The 18013-nt window shown below is 57.8% G+C and carries 16 protein-coding genes; 5 read left to right on the top strand and 11 right to left on the bottom strand.

What is annotated here, in order from left to right:
* Window positions 1-638: 638 nt before the first annotated feature.
* Window positions 639-1691: a 1,9-bis(guanidino)-5-aza-nonane synthase gene (locus CJ255_RS17015; RefSeq protein ID WP_097645297.1), complete on the top strand. Its 1053-nt coding sequence runs from the start codon at window positions 639-641 to the stop codon at window positions 1689-1691.
* A gap of 87 nt (window positions 1692-1778) precedes the next feature.
* Window positions 1779-2750 carry a P1 family peptidase gene (locus tag CJ255_RS17010; RefSeq protein ID WP_097645296.1) on the top strand — a complete coding sequence of 324 codons (972 nt, stop codon included), beginning with the start codon at window positions 1779-1781 and terminating at the stop codon, window positions 2748-2750.
* A gap of 64 nt (window positions 2751-2814) precedes the next feature.
* Here CJ255_RS17010 and CJ255_RS17005 read toward each other — a convergent pair whose 3' ends face one another.
* Both CJ255_RS17005 and CJ255_RS17000 read right to left on the bottom strand, forming a co-directional pair.
* Window positions 2815-4221, bottom strand: coding sequence for a metallophosphoesterase (locus tag CJ255_RS17005; RefSeq protein ID WP_097645295.1), 1407 nt, complete (start codon window positions 4219-4221; stop codon window positions 2815-2817).
* Between the two features lie 107 nt (window positions 4222-4328).
* Window positions 4329-4994: a DUF4351 domain-containing protein gene (locus CJ255_RS17000; protein ID WP_165774775.1), complete on the bottom strand. Its 666-nt coding sequence runs from the start codon at window positions 4992-4994 to the stop codon at window positions 4329-4331.
* 44 nt (window positions 4995-5038) lie between these two features.
* On the opposite strand from CJ255_RS17000, the gene mnmE reads away from it, so the two are divergent.
* Window positions 5039-6409 carry a tRNA uridine-5-carboxymethylaminomethyl(34) synthesis GTPase MnmE gene (gene mnmE / locus CJ255_RS16995; protein WP_097645293.1) on the top strand — a complete coding sequence of 457 codons (1371 nt, stop codon included), beginning with the start codon at window positions 5039-5041 and terminating at the stop codon, window positions 6407-6409.
* Window positions 6410-6418: 9 nt separating this feature from the next.
* Here the strand turns inward: mnmE and argC are convergent, their stop codons facing one another.
* The 4 genes from argC to CJ255_RS16975 form a co-directional block, all read right to left on the bottom strand.
* Window positions 6419-7420, bottom strand: coding sequence for an N-acetyl-gamma-glutamyl-phosphate reductase (argC, locus tag CJ255_RS16990; RefSeq protein ID WP_097645292.1), 1002 nt, complete (start codon window positions 7418-7420; stop codon window positions 6419-6421).
* Window positions 7421-7635: 215 nt separating this feature from the next.
* A complete protein-coding gene (locus CJ255_RS16985; RefSeq protein ID WP_097645291.1) occupies window positions 7636-8421 on the bottom strand; it encodes an ABC transporter permease in 786 nt (261 codons plus the stop codon).
* Window positions 8422-8673: 252 nt separating this feature from the next.
* A complete protein-coding gene (locus CJ255_RS16980; RefSeq protein WP_097645290.1) occupies window positions 8674-9468 on the bottom strand; it encodes an ABC transporter permease in 795 nt (264 codons plus the stop codon).
* A 122-nt stretch (window positions 9469-9590) separates the two neighbouring features.
* A complete protein-coding gene (locus CJ255_RS16975; RefSeq protein ID WP_097645289.1) occupies window positions 9591-10559 on the bottom strand; it encodes an ABC transporter ATP-binding protein in 969 nt (322 codons plus the stop codon).
* Between the two features lie 187 nt (window positions 10560-10746).
* Between CJ255_RS16975 and lexA the strand changes: the two genes are divergently transcribed.
* On the top strand, window positions 10747-11412 hold the full coding sequence (lexA, locus tag CJ255_RS16970) for a transcriptional repressor LexA (protein WP_097645288.1): 666 nt from the start codon (window positions 10747-10749) through the stop codon (window positions 11410-11412).
* Window positions 11413-11615: 203 nt separating this feature from the next.
* Here lexA and CJ255_RS16965 read toward each other — a convergent pair whose 3' ends face one another.
* Both CJ255_RS16965 and CJ255_RS16960 read right to left on the bottom strand, forming a co-directional pair.
* Window positions 11616-12632, bottom strand: a complete 1017-nt coding sequence (locus tag CJ255_RS16965) for an ABC transporter permease (RefSeq protein WP_097645287.1) — start codon at window positions 12630-12632, stop codon at window positions 11616-11618.
* A gap of 94 nt (window positions 12633-12726) precedes the next feature.
* Complete coding sequence (locus tag CJ255_RS16960) at window positions 12727-13371, bottom strand: 50S ribosomal protein L25 (RefSeq protein ID WP_097645286.1); 645 nt, start codon at window positions 13369-13371, stop codon at window positions 12727-12729.
* Window positions 13372-13579: 208 nt separating this feature from the next.
* On the opposite strand from CJ255_RS16960, the gene CJ255_RS16955 reads away from it, so the two are divergent.
* Complete coding sequence (locus CJ255_RS16955; RefSeq protein ID WP_097645285.1) at window positions 13580-14920, top strand: aminotransferase family protein; 1341 nt, start codon at window positions 13580-13582, stop codon at window positions 14918-14920.
* Between the two features lie 124 nt (window positions 14921-15044).
* Here the strand turns inward: CJ255_RS16955 and panC are convergent, their stop codons facing one another.
* The 3 genes from panC to CJ255_RS16940 form a co-directional block, all read right to left on the bottom strand.
* On the bottom strand, window positions 15045-15884 hold the full coding sequence (gene panC / locus CJ255_RS16950; RefSeq protein WP_097645298.1) for a pantoate--beta-alanine ligase: 840 nt from the start codon (window positions 15882-15884) through the stop codon (window positions 15045-15047).
* A gap of 198 nt (window positions 15885-16082) precedes the next feature.
* Window positions 16083-16922 (bottom strand): 3-methyl-2-oxobutanoate hydroxymethyltransferase, encoded by an 840-nt coding sequence (gene panB / locus CJ255_RS16945; RefSeq protein ID WP_097645284.1) that lies wholly within the window; start codon window positions 16920-16922, stop codon window positions 16083-16085.
* 100 nt (window positions 16923-17022) lie between these two features.
* Window positions 17023-17889, bottom strand: a complete 867-nt coding sequence (locus CJ255_RS16940) for a YihY/virulence factor BrkB family protein (protein ID WP_097645283.1) — start codon at window positions 17887-17889, stop codon at window positions 17023-17025.
* Window positions 17890-18013: the final 124 nt, after the last annotated feature.

Here is an 18013-nt window from a genome sequence, read left to right as displayed (position 1 = left end):
AGCGCCGAGCAGAACGAGCAGAGCGCCGAGCAGAACGAGCAGAGCGCCGAGCAGAACGAGCAGAGCGCCGAGCAGAAATAAGGGAAGCAGGAATTGTTAAATACCCCAGCAGCCTGTCATGCTGAATAGTCCATGGTTCGCGGACATCGTAGTGCCGACGTTAGTCGGCTGAGAAGCAGTCTGAAAAGCCGGGGGGCACACGCTGGAGTGCCGGCTTTAGCCGGCTAAAGCCGGCACTCCAACGCCAAACCATAGACTTTTCAGACAGCCTCTGAGGTCTTTGGCAGCGATGGGAAGCCGACTAACGTCGGCACTCCCTACGGCGCAAACAGGAACGTTCCTACGAACCTTCGCTCAGGGTGGCAACGCAACGGGGCAAGCAGTCATCACGACCTGTGGTACAATATAACCATCAAAGCCACGACGGGAACCGATGGCGGTCGCACCAGCGTACCGTAGGTTCCAGTTCGGGGCTATTTTTGTTGTGTATTGGCAGTACTGCCGCCAATACACAACAAATGGTAGGGCCGCGCCCCAAACCCGCTTTTTTCTTCCGATTTGGTGGCTTCGCCGCCCCTCACCAGAGGTGAGATTGACACGAACTTCATACCCTGCCGCAAGGCATGAAAGGAAACCCAATGGACAAGACCACGCTCCTGCACACCACCGTTGAACATCTCGACATCAAGGTTGTCAATGTTGTGCCGTTGATTGAAATGATGGAACGCACGGCGTTTCAAGCGCGTAACCTCGCCCACGCTGCCCAGATTACTGATGCGATGGTTGCCGATCCGGATGCAACGGTGATCTTGACCCTCGCAGGCAGCTTGGTCTCGGCAGGTCAGAAGGCGGTGATTCTCGATCTGTTGCGCTGCAATGCGGTTGATGTGATTGTTTCTACCGGGGCGAATATTGTGGATCAGGATTTCTTTGAGGCGCTGGGCTTCCGCCACTACCAGGGCACGCCCTTTGCTGATGATAACGCCCTGCGTGAGCAGATGATTGACCGCATCTATGATACCTATATTGATGAGGAAGATCTGCGTATCTGCGATGAGACGATTCGCGTCATTGCGGATACGCTTACGCCAGGTGCCTACTCGAGCCGTGAGTTTATCCGGGCAATGGGTGGCTACCTTGAGCAGCACCACCCGCAGGCTGAGAGCATTGTGCTGGAGTGCTACCGCCGCGATGTGCCGATCTTTGTTCCCGCCTTCTCCGATTGCTCGGCTGGCTTTGGACTGGTGGCGCACCAAGTCGCTCGCCCCGATGGCCATATTAGCATTGATAGCGTCAAGGATTTCCGTGAATTGACCGCGATCAAGGTTTGGGCCGGTACCACCGGGCTACTCATGCTGGGCGGCGGCGTGCCCAAAAACTTCGTGCAGGACATTGTAGTCTCGGCGGAGTTCCTGGGCTATGATGTGGCCATGCACCAGTACGCCGTGCAACTCACCGTGGCCGACGAACGCGACGGCGCCCTCTCTGGCTCGACGCTCAAGGAGGCCAACTCGTGGGGCAAGGTGAGCCTCGCGCAAGAGCAGATGGTCTTTGGTGAAGCCACGGTGACCTTCCCGCTGCTTGCGGGCTATGTCTACCACAAGGGCAGTTGGCGCAAGCGCATGCCTCGCGCCTGGGGCCGCGCCCTGGAGGAGGGGCGTGAGTTGACCTTGGCTTTGGTAGCGGGCTGATGAAGACACAGAGAGTTTGAAACATCCTTAAACTATAAAAACTCTGTGTTCTCTGTGCCTCTGTGGTTCAAAAAAAGCGGTATCTCTATGTCACCTTCACTCACCGATGTCCCCGGATTCCATGTTGGCCATGCCCATGACCTTGAGGCGCTCACCGGGGTGACGGTGGTGCTGCCACCAGCGGGGACGCTGGGGAGTGTAGATGTGCGCGGTGGTGCGCCGGCAACCCGTGAGACCGATCTGTTAGCGCCGGAGATGCTGGTGGCTGAGGTGCATGGCGTGGTGCTCTGTGGTGGCAGTGCCTTGGGCCTTGATGCAGCGGCGGGGGTGGTGGCGTGGCTGCGTGAGCAGGGGCGGGGCTTTGATGTGGGGGTGGCCCGGGTGCCCATTGTGCCCGCAGCGGCGCTCTTTGATCTTGCCGTGGGCCAAGCCGAGCGCTTCCCTGATGCGGCAATGGGCTATGCGGCCTGCGTTGCCGCCACGTCCGCTGCGGTGGCCGAGGGGTGTGTTGGCGCAGGCACCGGGGCAACGGTTGGCAAACTCTTGGGCATGGCCAGGGCCATGAAGGCGGGCATCGGCAGTTGGAGCGAACGGCTACCCGACGGCACCATGATAGGCGCATTGGTTGCCGTCAACGCCTTGGGCGATGTCTGGAGCGAAGAGGGGCAATTGTTGGCCGGGGTGCGCCACCCGCAGCATGGTGGCATGGCTGATGCCATGACCCTGCTGCGCGATCCTGAGTACCAGCAGCGTTTCCCTTGGGCCGGGGCGAGCTTTGGCGGCAACACGACCCTAGCGGTCGTTGCGACCGATGCAACACTAGACAAAGCCGGGGCGCGCAAGCTGGCCCAAATGGCCCAAGCGGGCCTTGCGCGCAGCATCCGCCCGATCCACACGCCCCTTGATGGCGACAGCGTCTTCGCACTAGCCAGTGGTCAACGGCCCGCGCCCCATATGCTGCTGCTCGGCAGCATCGCCGCCGCCGTCCTCGCCCGTGCGGTAGCGCGGGCCGTGCAGAGCGCAACGAGCATGGGGGGGGTGCCTGCTGCTGCTGGGTAGCGTATGTTTGGAAGTGGGAGGTACGCGAGGGAACCTGGTTCCCTTGCGCACCCTAACTAAATCCCTACTCCTCCTCAGCCCAACTACGCAACACCGGGCGGTAGCCCCCCTTGCCATCGGGATCGAGGCGGACGTAGGTGCAACTGGTGGTATAGTTTTGCGGATCGGCCAGTTCGGGCCATGTGTAGGTACGCTTGGTTTCGTCGCGGAGGTGTTGGGTCCAGGTGCCGGTATTGAAAAAGTAGCCTTCACGTCTATCGGGCAGACGCAAGGGATCGCTGAAGCCGTTGATCGGGGTGTGGGTGTGGCCCATGATCACAGTCGTAATCGAAGGATCCGATTCGAGCGTGGCCCGCGCCGCACTGCGATACTCATCTTCGCGCCGCGCCCCACCCAGCAAAGTGTCGTCACCGCCCATGCTCATACGCCTAGCCCCTAGCACAATCGGTGCCTCAAGGTCAGGCTCAGGCTCATCAAGGCGCAGCGACTCGCGGGCACCCGCGAGGATCAACGCAGGCGGCAGATCCAAGCCCTCCAAGGCCGCTGCAATCGCTTTGCGCCCCTCAGGTTCGGCCAGTTGGGCACAGACCGCACGGGCCAGATCGGGGTCGTCAATCAGCTTTGCGAGCTCGTCTAGGTCGGGGGGGGCGTAATCCTCATCGGCGGCCAGACTGCGCCCCAAGATGGGCGGCAAGCCACTGTTGATCAGGAAACGCATCACGAGGCCGATGGCCGTAGCAGTAAAGATGAAATCGTGGCGCAAGCCCAAACGCACAATCCGCAGAATAGGTTTGACATTATCAATAAACCAGCGTTCGCGTTCGAGATCGTTATAGACTTTATCTACAAAGAGGGTGCCCCAGCAGCGTTTAAGCCGCCGCACCCCAGCGTAGTCAATCCCAAAAGGCTGGGTCATCAGATCGCCAAAACGATTAGCGCGGTCGTGCTCGTGGCCATGTTCAATAAAGACACGCCCCTGCGGACCGCTACCCAGCGTATAGCTATAGTTCACACGGCGCAGATCGCCCCAAGAGCCTGGCGGATAGATAGTATCAAAGATCAGCGCCCAAACCCGTTTCCAGAGCAGATCGATATCGTGGTTACCCGCAATAATCGTGATCGAATGGTTCTCCATCATGAAGCGGCGCAGCGCCTGAAAGACCAGCGCGTGACCACTGGAGAGGTGGGGGTCAAGGCCGAGAATAACGCGAGTGCGGCGCAACGACTCCTCTTCAGTACTGCCAAGATCATCCTGGGGCGACTTGAGCCCAATCTCAGGCAACGTCTGACAATACTCCAAAAAATCGCCCGCAATCACCAACTCAACCGGCTCGCGGCTGCGCCCAATCTTCTCAAGAAAGCGGGCAAACTGCTCACCCGAGACAAAATCTTCCAGGGGATCCATCTGACCATTGGGCATCCAACCTGGCCCCAGGTGCAGATCACTCACAACGTAGGTAACTTTATCCATTGGGCAGTCTTTCTGTAGTGAACGGCAAGTCCGTTCCTCTGTTCTACTGTTCTACTGTTCCTCTGTTCCTCTGTTCCTCTGTTCCTCTGTTCCTCTGTTCCTCTGCTCTACAGTTCCTCTGTCCTACTGTTCCTCCGCTCTTCTTCCCGCGCCAACCACTGCGCCAACTCATCACGGCTAGTGAAATCGAACAGCGCATCAGCCAGTTCAAGCATCTGGGTCGGACTCAGAGCTTCTACCTGCACCGTTATCTCCGTACTCAACGGGCCATAGCGGTGGGAGAGGAGACGGAGCAATAACGTTAACTGACCCTCTTCGCGGCCCTCTTCGCGGCCCTTTGCTATCCATTTCAGGATGAAGGGCGATTCCTCCATCCCGTACATGTCATACTGCACGATCTGTTCAGCCATCGCAGCAATCTCCTTATCGGTACATAGGGTGAGCAATTCGATCAACAGTAACTCTTGCAGCCTGCCACTCGTTCCTGTAACAATCTGCTGCACTGCTTGGCGCAATGCGGGTTCGGGATCGCGTAGCCGGGTCTGGCCGATCAGTGCCGCGAGTGTCGGAAGGTTCAAGGCCAAAAGCGCCTCGCCATCCATGTTCCATAGGTGGATCACATGGTAGCGCCATGTGAGATTGACATGGCCGTCACCGCCAATCTCATGATGTTCGCCCGTATCATCCGCTCCAGCCTTCCCTACATACCATACCACACTGATGACCGGTATGTTTGGGTAGGTGGCGTTGAGCCGGACGCGGTACTCGAGCATGCGCTGCGGCATTGGGCGCTTGAAGTGGTGCTAAAATACCCCCCATGTACCAAGATACGATTGTAGCCATTGCTACGCCCCCCGGCGAGGGCGGGATCGCGGTGGTGCGGCTGAGTGGCGCTGATGCGCTGGCGGTGGTGACGCAGTTCTTTCGTCCGTTGCGCCCTGAGCCGCTGCGCTCCTTTCGCCTGCGCTATGGCCAGATTGTCGATCCCGCGACGCAGCAGGTGGTAGATGAGGTGCTGGTTGCCTTGATGCGAGCACCGCGGAGCTTTACCCGCGAGGATGTGGTTGAAATTTCGCTCCACGGCGGGACGCTGCCTGTGCAAACGACCCTGCGGCTCTGTTTGGGCGCTGGGGCGCGCCTGGCTCGCCCTGGTGAGTTTACGCTGCGCGCCTTTCTCAATGGGCGCATCGATCTCTCGCAGGCCGAGGCGACCCTCGATGTGATCCGCGCTCAGACCGATGCGGCGCTGGCGTTGGCCCAAGCCCAGCTTGGTGGTTGGCTGGCGCAAGAGGTGCGCGCCGTCCGTAGCGCTCTGCTCAACGCTCTGGCCTATGTTACCGTGCTGGTAGACTTCCCTGAAGATGAGGTGGAACCCCAAACGATTGGCCCTGAGCTAGAAGCTGGTTTGGCAACGGTAAACCGCCTGCTCGCTAGTGCCGATCAGGGGCTGCTCTACCGCCAAGGTGCCCGCCTCGCCCTCGTTGGCCGGCCCAACGTCGGGAAGTCAAGCCTGCTCAATGCGCTGTTGCGGAGCGAGCGGGCAATTGTGACGCCGATACCGGGGACGACCCGCGATACGCTGGAGGAGAGCGCCAACCTCGCTGGAATCCCGGTGGTCCTCACCGATACAGCGGGTATCCACGCCAGCCCCGATCCGGTGGAGCGCCTGGGCATCGAGCGCACCCACGCGGCCCTGGCTCAAGCCGATCTGGCCCTCTTTGTGCTTGATGCTACGACGCCTCCTGGCCATGATGATTACACTATCGCCGAACTGATTGGCAACAAACCCTGTATTGTTGTCTGGAACAAAGTTGACCTCAATAACGCCGTGGTGCCAAAGGCTACCCCAGAGCTTCCGAATTGCCGTGCAGCCCCCTGCATGGTCTCGGCCCACACAGGCCACGGCATGGAGCAACTGGTGCAGACGATTGCCCAACAACTGCTTGGCGGCTCACCGCTCGCCGCAGGCGCGGCCCAGCTTGTGAGTAATCCGCGCCACCAAGACGCGCTGCGCCGCGCCCACGAACACCTCAGCGCCGCCCTCGCGGGCCACAACGCCAACCACCCCACCGACCTGCTCGCTGGTGATCTGACGGCTGCACTCAACGCCTTGGGCGAGATTACGGGGGAGACGGTGGGCGAAGATCTGTTGGACGTGATCTTTTCACGCTTTTGTATTGGGAAGTAGGGCGTAGCTTCACCCCAACCCCAACGTCTCATCAAGGCCAAACATGATATTCATGCTCTGCACCGCCTGGCCCGAGGCGCCCTTGAGCAGGTTATCGAGGGCACTCACGATGATGAAGCGCCCAGGGTCGCCTGCGACGGGCTGTATGCCCATGGCGAGGTACATGCTCTGCTGAACAAGGCGCAGTTCTGGGAGTTGCCCTGCGGGCAGCAGGCGTAGAAACGGCTCGTCGCGGTAGCACCCATAGGCCGCCCGCGCTTGCTCTAGGGTCGTCTCTGGCTTCAAATTGATATAGATTGTCGAGAGAATCCCGCGATAGACGGGCAGCAGGTGGGGCGAGAAGATGATATGTAAGCCCGTCTCTTGCTCCATTTCGCCCAAATGTCGATGGGTGCGCCCGATGTTGTAGGCGCTAAAGGTTTCGTGCGTTTCGCCAAAGTGGGTCTTGAGCGCAAGGGCCCGCCCGGCCCCAGAGATGCCCGACTTGCTGTCTACAATCACCGTTGTATCGGCAAAGAGATCGGCCTGCACCAAGGGCCAGAGCGGTACAATCGCGGTGAGCGGGTAGCAGCCGGTGTTGGCCACCAAGTGTGCCTGACGGATCTGTGCGCGGTGCAGTTCGGGCAGCCCATAGACCGCTATGGCCAGCAGTTCGGGGCTGGGGTGGGGCCAGCCGCGCCGTCGCTCGTAGTCATCGGGATCGCGCAAGCGAAAGGTGTCGGAGAAATCAATCACGCGCTTGCCCGCAGCGAGCGCCTGTTGCACCAATGGCACCAACTCCGGCGCATTGTGGGGCAGACAGGTAAAGACCAGATCAACCGCCGCGAGATCAGCCTGCTCCACCGCCACCAGCGGCGTCTGCAACATCGTCGGAAAGATGTCGCAAAGCTGCTTACCCGCATCCGAGCGTGCCGTCGCAAAGACCAATTCCACTTCGGGATGGCGCACCAAGAGCTTGATCAACTCAAAGCCGGTATAGCCCGTTGCGCCATAAATGCCTACACGTACCATAATGACCTCCTTAGGGGAACAGCAGAACAGGGGAACAGCAGAACAGGGGAACAGCAGAACAGGGGAACAGCAGAACAGGGGAACAGCAGAACAGGGGAACAGCAGAACAGGGGAACAAGAGGAACGCTAAAACGCATTGAGACGCCATGTTCGGCAATCTACAATCTACAATCTACAATCTACAATCTACAATCTACAATCTGAAATCGTATGCATCACGCACTCGCACCACCATAGCGGCGCAAGCCGGTGCGCCAGACCAAGCGGGCCAGCAAAAAGAGCAAGAGGGCCAGCACACAAGCCAAAGCTAGAGTGCTGCTGTCTAGGCGTGCGGTTAGCGCCTCGGCTGGCACTGTCACCGCAAAGGCCACTGGCACCACAAAGGTCAAAAGGCCCTGCAACCAAGCGGGATAGATGCCCACTGGCCAGCGTCCCGCCGCATAGATGCCCTCAAACAGGTTGATCATATCATCAACCCGAATCACCCAGAAGGCGACACTGGTCAAGATCAGCCAGAAACTGTAGATCATCACTGCGCCACAGGCCAAGGCTAGGCCAAAGGCGAAGAGAGCTAGGAGTTGCAAGGTTTCCCCCAGTTGGACGAGGGCCACGCCAAGCACCACCATGCCCACCAACACATCAACCAAGCGCCAGAGGCGAATCTCGCGCACACTGATCAGCGCTTGGGCATCTACTGGCTTGATCAGCACAAAATCGAGGGTTCCCTGCTTCACATCCTCCATTAGGCGCAGCATGTTAGGCTGGATCAAAGCCCCAATCAACCCGCCCATCAGAATGTGTACGCCCATAACCGCCAGTAATTCCGCCCGCGACCAACCGGCTACATCGGTCGTATGGTAAAAGACCAGACTCAAACCAACGAGGCCCACTGTCAAGGCGACTGCCGACTGCATTAATTGCAACCAGAAGTTAATGCGATATTGTAGTTCATTCAGTGCGCCGATCCGCAGATAGTGGTATGCGAGACGCAAGACACTCATGGATTAGGACCTTGATTCAGTGATAAGTGACGAGTGACGAGTTTACAGTCTAGGTGCATCCAAGACAGCTTGATGCCTCATGCCAGCCGATAGAGCCGCCCCGCCGGGGCAACTCTACTCCGCACCGTCCACCAGACTGTAAATAAGAAACTCTACCTAAAAGCCTTCGCCTCCTCGCCTCCTCGCATCCCGCATCCCGCCTCTCGCATCCCGCCTCTCGCATCCCGCCTCTCGCATCCTCGCCTCCTCGCATCACCCACCCACCGCCCCATAGCGACGCACCCCAGCGCGCCAGACCAACTGGACAAGGCCCAGGCCAACGAGAATCCAGAGCAGTTGCATGGCTAGGCCCAGCAACAACTCGTGGGGCGTCAATTGGCCAACGAGCGCCTCAATGGGAAAGCCAAAGGTCCATTGAAAGGGCAAAAACCACGCGAGTTCACGGGCCCATGCGGGCAGTAGGGCCATCGGCACCAGACGGCCAGAGAGCAGCAACTCACAGGCAAAGTAGAGTTCGTAGAGGGCACTGACCCGCGTTGTCCAGAAGGTTACCATACCGAGCAGCCAGAGAAACATGGTACGGATCAGGTAAGCGCCCCAGATCGCAACACAAAAGACAACGACTTCAAGCCATGTTGGATGCAGCGTGGGCGGAAAGAGCAGTGCCAACAAACCTGCCAGTGGCAACCAGAGCAGAATCACCACAAATTTCCAACCAGCAAAATAGGCTATGTCAAAGTGCAGGGGATGGACTGGGCGCAACAAAGCTGCCGAAAGTTCACCATGTTTAATCCGCCACTCCCAGCCATAGGGCGTAAACACGATATTCATATTGCGCACCAGCGTCCACACGATATAGTAGGCTGCAAAGGCACCTGGAGTATAGCCACCCACCTCGCCACCTTGTGCTGCGGCAATTGTACTCCACACCACAAGGTAGATAATCGGCTCGGCAATCATGCCGATCATATAGAAATAGTTGGCCATGCGGTACTGAAGTTGCACCATGACCGCCGTGCGCGCCGTTGTCCAGTAGAGATCAAACATGACGTATACCAATTACTGTTGAACATCCCGCATCATCAATAACGCTCAAGCTCATTGGAATGCCATGTTCGGTAATCTACAATCTACAATCTACAATCTACAATCTACAATCTACAATGGAATTATGTAGCAAAAACCTGTTCAATCACATCATCAATTGGTGGCTCTTCAATCGTCAGATCGGCCACAGCTTGCTCATTAAGTAGACGGGCGCTGACACGGCTGGCCTCGGCTTTTGCAACCCGGAGGGTCACATGCACACCATTGGCCGCCACCACCTCACCATAGTGACTAAGATCAGCGGGTTCGGCGAGGCTCACCTCAAGCTGGCGATAGGCGGCAAAGCGATCCACAAGGCCAGCCAAGGGCCCATCGTAGCGGACGCGCCCGTGGTGAATGACAATCACCCGTTGGCAGAGTGCTTCTACATCGGCCATATAGTGGCTGGTAAGCATCACGGTAGCCGCATAGCGCTGATTGTAGGCCGCAATAAAACTGCGAATGCGCCGCTGCATGGTCACATCCAAGCCAATTGTCGGTTCATCCAAGAAGAGAATCTTAGGGCGGTGCAACAAAGCCCCAATAATCTCCATCTTCATGCGCTCACCAAGCGAGAGATTGCGTACCGGCTTGCTCACGATAGCCCCAACATCCATCAGATCGATGAAGGCATCGCGGGTCGCACGAAACTCAGTTTGGGGAATACGATAGATCGCCCGTTGTAGCTCGAAGGAATCGAGGGCGGGCAGATCCCACTGGAGCTGATTACGATTCCCCATCACGAGCGTCATTTGGCGTAGATAGGCGTAATCACGGCGGTAGGGCTGGTAGCCCAAAACGCGAGCCTCGCCATCAGTGGGATGCAGCAGACCAGCGAGCATCTTCAGGGTTGTCGTCTTACCGGCTCCATTGGGGCCTAAAAAACCGACAATTTCCCCAGGCGCAATGGTAAAGCTAACCCCGGCTACCGCAGGAACCTCACGCACCCGCCGTCGCACCAAGCTCCGCAGGGCAGCCCTCAAACCCGCCTCGCGCTCGGGTACTTGGTAAATTTTACGTAGCTCGGCGACAGAAATAGCTGCATCAGCCATAATTTAGACCAAATTCGCACATTCGCACAAAACCTCTTGACAGTACAAGTGTGCGTTTGCTATAATAAGGAGTGACAGATGTTCTAGCACCCTAGCTATTGTAACAGCTTTAGGGTGCAAGCGCATTGACTACACCATTGCCGTTGGCCCCCGTTTCGGGCTACGGCCTGATGAAAGGATTAGCCTCATGGCTGTACGCTCCGCCGGCGGTCTTTCAGCCCGTCAAGAGAAGATTTTCAACTATATCTGCGATTTCTGGCGCAAGAAACACATCTCGCCAGCGATTCGTGAAATCCAGAACGACCTTGAGATCAGTTCAACGTCTGTGGTGGCTTACAACCTCAAGATTCTTGAGGAGAAGGGCAAGATTCATCGTGACGACAAGATCTCGCGCGGCATCACCGTGCCGGGTCTGATGGTCGAGACCGCCTCGATCACGGCAGCCAGCTTTACGGTACCGCTGCTCGGCGTGATCACCGCTGGTTCACCACTGCCCGACCCTGAAGATGTGAACGTTGCAGAGGCCGAACGGATTGAGGTGCCAATTGAGTTGGCTTCTGCCGAGAAACTCAATGAAGTCTATGCGCTGCGTGTGCGCGGCCACTCGATGATTGATGCACTCATTGATGATGGCGATGTCGTGCTGTTGCGCTACCAGCTCACCGCCGATAATGGCCAAATGGTTGCAGCCCGGCTCTTGGATGAGAATGCCGTGACGCTCAAGAAGTTCTACCTTGAGCATGACCGCGTGCGCCTTCAGCCTGCCAATGTCACCATGGAGCCAATCTACGCCAATCCGGCGAATGTTAAGATTGAGGGCCGTGTGGTGGGGGTGATTCGCAGTCTGGTCTAATACCATTTACGATGGTAGATGGTAGATGGTAGATTGCCGCAAGGCGAACCTGCCCTGCCCTAAAGGGCCGCCCCGCTGGGGCGGCTCTTTAGAGGCTGTCTGAAAAGTCTATGGGTTGGCGTTGGAGCGCCGGCTTTAGTCGGCTAAAGCCGGCACTCCAGCGTGTGTCGCCCGGCTTTTCAGACAGCTTCTTAGGGCAGGTTTTACGTTGATGGCGCAACCATCCACCAGTCCCGGCTGAACCAAGCAGCCACAAGTAGCCCGGCGCTCACGAGGCCAAAGCCGAGATCGCCCCAGCGCAAGCGCCAACGCTGACGCGGCTGTACCAGATGGGCACTCACCCAGCAGAGGAGCGTGGTCAATAGTGCGTAGACGAGCAAGGTCGCCCGATAGATCGGTAGCACTTCCACCCCGCCTGGCCCATAGTGGATCACCCCCGGGCTAAAGAGGCCAAGTAACGGGAGCCCGCCCGCCGGATCGCCCATGTGGATCATCGGTATGTCATGCATAAGCGCGTGGCTCGCACCAAGGGTGGTGATCGAGATCAGGGCGCTAAAGGGGTTCACATAGAGGAGCGCCGGTGGTACCGGCTGCCCCGGTGGGTTGCTGAATTGCCCCCAGACCGAACTGACCAGCAGTGGTACGAGGATCAGCAGCAGTACGAGTACGAGCGCCAACATCATGGCCCGCGCTGTTGTGCGGAGGAGCGCCGAAGCGAAGAGCCCAATCGCACCAAAACAGATGGTCGTTGCCAGCAACAGGCTCAATGCCTTGAACATCGCTTTGGGCTCAACCCCGCCAAAGACTAGAATAACACTAAAGATTGGAATGGAAGCGAAGATCAACACAAAGAGATAGCTCAAGGTCGCGATCAACTTGCCCCAAAGAATCTGAGCAGGACGTAAGGGTGTCGCCAAGAGCATATCGTAGGTCAGACGCTCCCGTTCACCACTGATCGCCCCACTAGTCAGGGCCGGGGCTAAACAGACCACGAGCAACAATTCGACAAAGGTGAGGCCGCGAAAGAGCGATTGGCCCACCTGTGCGCTTAACACCGTGATGCCGAAACGCGCCTGTTGCTGCATCAACTGAAAGATGCCCAGCCCGGTTAATGCCAACAACAAGAGGAAGAGCGTCAAAATAAGGTAGGGCCGCACCCCGCGCATGCGCGTATGCAACTCGCGCACAATGATTGGGTTGAGGGTTGGGCGTAGCTGCATTCTTGGCCTCCTTTGCCCTTCCGCTTTGGCGGCTTTGCCACCAAAGCGGAAGGGCAAAGCTCTTCGGGGGAGGCTTCGCCTTCATATACCCGTGCTACGCTTCATCATCAGCGCGAGGACGGCGAATTAGCTCAGGCTCGGCAGGGGTTGCATTATCAAGAATCGAATCATCAACCGTAATCGCCCGGATCTGGGTGAGCGAGATCAGTACCGTATTGGGATCGGTGAGAATCTTGTAGCTGTTGCTGGGCGGAATGTCGCGCACATGGATGCTTTTTTCAATCGACGTCAGTGGACTAATGTCCACCTCAATGTGCTGCGGCAATTCGGCGGGTAGCGCTTCAACCATCACAATCCCTAGCGCATGGTTGATCAGTGCGTCACCACGAGCGACGAGCGGCGATTCACCTACAGCAACCACGGGCACTTCGACATGCACTGCGATCTTCAAGTTTACCACCTTGAAGTCAATATGAATAATATCGCGCTTCAAGGGGTGACGCTGTACCGCTTGTACAAAGACGGCTGAAGGGGTGCCGTCAATCACCAGATTGATCAACGCGGTCTTGCCAGTCTGCCGGTAGAGCAGTTGAAAAGCCCGGTCGCGTACCTGAATGTTCTGCGGTTCAAAGCCTTTGCCGTAGACAGTTGCCGGAATCAAGCTCTGTGTACGCAGGTGCTTTACCTTCTTACCCGTCACGGTACGGGTCTGAGCTTCGAGGGTCTGGATCGTAGCCATAGACTTGCTGTTCCTCATCTCGTGGGGGCCACACCCCTCACAATACTCCCACAGCTCCATGCAACGCTGTGTGACGTGGGCAGCCCCACAGCGACACGCTAGTATACCATACGCGAGCGGTTTGCTTGCACCTACCCCTGAGTTCGCGTAAAATCGAAGTGTTCTACACGCATGATCTTAAATCGAACAAAACATCGAGGAGGATGTTGTGAGCAACGAGACTGAATTGATCCAAGCTGATGCAGCGCATGTTATCCATTCGCTCCACCATCCGAGTGCCCATCAGGCTCCGAAGGTTTGGGTGGGGGGTGAGGGGGCCATGATTCACGATATTAATGGCCGGGCGTATATTGATGGTTTGAGTGGGCTCTGGAATGTGGTGGTGGGCCACGGGCGCGAGGAGTTGGCTCAGGCGGCCTATGACCAGATGCGCCAACTGGCGTACTATTCGTCCTATGTTGGTGGCACTAATCTGCCCGCGATCCAGTTGGCTGAGAAGTTGGCGCAACGCTGCTACCCTTCAATAAATACCTTTTTCTTTACCAGCGGCGGGGCTGAGAGTAGCGAGAGTAGCTTTAAGACCGCCCGTTTCTACTGGAAGGCGCTCGGTAAGCCGGAGAAGGTCAAGTTTATTTCGCGGATGAAGGGCTACCACGGGGTTACGCTGGCGGCCATGAGTGCCACGGGCTTGCCCGCCTATTGGCCCATGTTTGAGCCGCGTGTACCCGGTTTTGTGCATATTGAGTCGCCCTATCCCTACCGCTTTGTCAATCCTACGCCCGAATTGAGCGATGGGGTGGCGGCGGCCAATCTGCTGGAAGCGGCGATCCTGCGTGAAGGCCCTGAGACGGTGGCGGGCTTTATTGCCGAGCCGGTGCAGGGCGCGGGGGGGGTGATTCCGCCCCAAGACGACTATTTCGCCCGCATCCGCGAGATCTGCGATCAGTACGAGGTTCTCTTTATTGCCGATGAGGTGATTACCGGCTTTGGGCGCACCGGGCGCTGGTTTGCGCTCGAACACTATGGGGTTGAACCCGATATTGTGCTGTTTGCGAAGGCGATTACATCGGGCTATGTGCCCTTGGGTGGCATTGGGGTCACTGATGCGATCCGCGATGTGATCATGAGTGTGCCCGGCGATCAGCGTTGGATGCACGCCTTTACCTATTCGGGCCACCCGACCGCCTGCGCGGTGGCGTTGGCTAACCTGGCGATCATTGAGCGCGAAGGGCTGGTTGCCCGGGCCGGTGAAGTGGGCAACTACATGCTCAAGGCGCTGCACGAGCTTGATGAGTTGCCAGCAGTGGGCAATGTGCGCGGCAAGGGCCTGATGGCTGCGGTTGAGTTGGTGGCCGATAAAGCGAGCAAAGCCCCCTTCCCTGCCAGCGAGCAGGTTGGCCTACGTGTGCAGCAGGAGCTCACTAAGCGCGGCCTCTTTACTCGCATTATCGGCGATACCATCTGCCTCGCTCCGCCCTTCGTTATTCCGACCGAGACGGTGGATCAGTTGGTACAGATTATTGGTGATGCGGTGGTGGAGGTGACGTAGAACACAATTTTTTTCACCACAGAGGCACAGAGAACACAGAGGGTATAACTACTCTTCACACCCCCCGCCTCTGTGTCCTCTGTGCCTCTGTGGTGAAAAATCTGTCGCTCCTCAGCATGCACGATCACACCTCAGTCAAGAGTAGATTATCTATCAGTCTCACACTACCCAAGCGCACCGCCAGCGAAAGCAGTGCCCCCTGGGGGCCGATAAGTTTCAGTTCGCGCAGGGTCAACGGATCGGCGGCGCTGATATACTCCATGTGGAAGGCTGGCTCTTGTTGCAGTAGGGCGGCAACCGTGTGCTTCAGCGTTGCTGCGGTGCGTTCGCCTGCTTGGTAGCGGGCTTGAGCAGCCATGAGGGCTTGGTAGATTTGTGGGGCAATGGCCCGCTCGCTAGGGCTGAGGTAGCTGTTACGGCTACTCAGCGCCAGGCCATCGGCCTCGCGCACCGTGGGAGCAATCGTGATCTCCACGGGCAGGTTGAGATCACGCACCATCTGGCGGATCACGACGGTCTGTTGGGCATCCTTTTGCCCAAAGTAGGCGTGGGTTGGTTGGATGATGTTGAAGAGCTTACAGACGACCGTGGCAACGCCGCGAAAGTGGTTGGGCCGGGCTGCGCCTTCGAGAACTTCGTCGGCAGCGGGTAGGATTACGTAGGTGCCGAAATCTGCTGGGTAGATCTCGTCGGCACTGGGCGCAAAGACCAATTCAACCCCTTCGGCAGCGAGCAGGGCAAGGTCGCGTTCGAGATCGCGTGGGTAGCGCGAAAAGTCTTCATTGGGCCGAAACTGGGTCGGATTGACAAAGATACTCACCGCGACGCAGCCACATTCGGCTTTGGCGCGGCGCACCAGGCTAAGGTGGCCTGCGTGCAGGTAGCCCATCGTCGGCACAAGGCCAAGCAGCGTTTGTTCGGCGCGGGCCGCCCGCATGGCGGCAATGGTAGTGATCAGTTGCATCATGGAGTTTTTAACCACAGAGACACCGAGGGCACAGAGATACTATCAAGTTCGATAGCCAATAGCTGAAAGCGGCATGTTCAACAAGAATTGGTATGTATGGAGGGAAGCGCCATCACAGTTGTGGTATTTCCAACGCCAAAACCTCTGTGTGCTCTGTGCCTCTGTGGTGCAAAGCTCTGTACCTCTTCCCAATTGCTATGATTGTTCAACTAACTTGAGAGCGGCCTGGAGCGTAGCATCATCCATGGTGCTACTCTGTTCAGCCGTGGGAAACGTACCTTCGCGCACATCGTTGGCGTAGGTCGTCAGGGCGTTCGTGATCGTTTCGCTCAGATTGAGGTAGCGTCGGGCGTGACGCGGCAGGAAATCGCTATAGAGCCCAAAGAGATCGTGCCAGACCTGCACTTGGCCCGCGCAACCCGCACCGGCCCCAATCCCAATCGTGGGAATGCGTAGGCGCTGAGTGATGACGCTGGCTAAGGGAGCCGGTACCAGTTCAAGTACAAGCCCAAAGGCACCAGCGGCTTCGATTGCCAAGGCATCGTTGATCAGGCGGGCCGCATCGGCAGCGGCGCGGCCCTGGACACGAGTACCGATCTGATTGACCGACTGGGGCGTGAAGCCGATATGGCCCATGACCGGAATGCCCAGTTCAACCAAACGGGCAATGCTCGGAGCGATGGCAGCACCACCCTCCAGTTTCACCGCTTGCACCCCCGCCTCCTGCATCGCTCGACGCGCACTCTGGATGGCCTCTTCGGTAGTGGTGTAGGTGAGGAAGGGCAGATCGCCCACCACCAGCGCGGACTGGCTCCCACGCACGACGGCGCGCATATGGTGCAACATCTCATCCAGCGTCACCGGCACGGTCGAGGTATGACCAAGCACCACCATACCGAGCGAATCGCCCACAAGGATAAGCGGAATCCCGGCTCGGTCGGCAATCTGAGCTGAAGTGTAGTCGTATGCCGTGACCATCGGGATGCGCTCACCACGGTTTTTCAATTTTTGCACCTCAAGGATGGTTGTTCGCATACGTAGTCTCCGTTTTTCTCTTTGGCGTTATGTTATGTGGGGCTACCACATTCCAATCATTCTAGCATAGCCAGTTTCGGCGCAAGGGCGCGGCACGGCTCTAGCTTGCCGCCGCTGTGGTCTGTTTACTACCGTAGACTTGGGCCCAGGCGAAGGAGATGGTGCCGCCAATGAGTAGGATTTGGCTGGCGAAGTAGATCCACATGAGTAGCGCCATGCCGCCGCCGAGGACGCCAAAGGATGAGAAGTTCATCTGGGCGAAGATCAGTTCGGCTAGTTGTTGCAGCAGCACAAAGCCGATGGCTGCAATAGCGGCACCAGCCCAAACATCGCGCCAGGTGGCAACGTTGGGGCCGGGTAGCACTTTGTAGAGGGTGGCGAAGGCGAGGGTGATCAGGCTGATGGTAATGATGCGCTGCAAGAGTACCATTACCACCGCGTTGAGCGGCAGCCAATCGGTGTAGGCGCCGATCAACGAGAGCGCGAGGTTGGCCACAATGGCCGTCAGGATCAATCCGGCAATGCCCAGCAGCAGGCCAAAGGCGGTGAGCCGGGCGATAATCAGGTTCTTCACCGTGGCCTTGAGATCGCCCCCTTCGTTCTGCGTTTGCGCCTCCCAGATGACCATAAAGGTGCGGTTGAGTACCCCAAAGATGCCGGTGGCACTAAAGATCAGCATGACGACGCCCAAGAGGCCGACGCCAACGCGCGTGCTGGCGAAGTGGGCCAGGGTTTGCACAACCATGTCACGAATCTCGGGCGAGCCAATCATGTCGAGCAGTTGCTCTTCGACATCGAAACGCGCCGGATCAACGACGAAGCCGACGATACTGAGGATGACGAGTAGCAGCGGAAAGATGGAGAAGATCATAAAGTAGGCTAGGGCGGCAGCCAGTCCACTCACATTGTCGCGCTGGTACTTGTCGAGCGTAATCCGGCCTAAACGAACGAGGGGATGGTTGGTCATGAAGGCTCCTTCAACCTATGATACCAATTACCATTGAACATGCCGCATGCCTAATGACCTTCAAGCGCATTGAGACGCCATGTCCGGCTATCAGCTATCGGCTATCGGCTATCGGATTTGGTAT

It is taken from the genome of Candidatus Viridilinea mediisalina (genome assembly GCF_002532535.1).
GTDB lineage: Bacteria > Chloroflexota > Chloroflexia > Chloroflexales > Chloroflexaceae > Viridilinea > Viridilinea mediisalina.
Note: the sequence above shows the minus strand (reverse complement) of the source record. Positions and strands in the feature narration are given on the sequence as shown.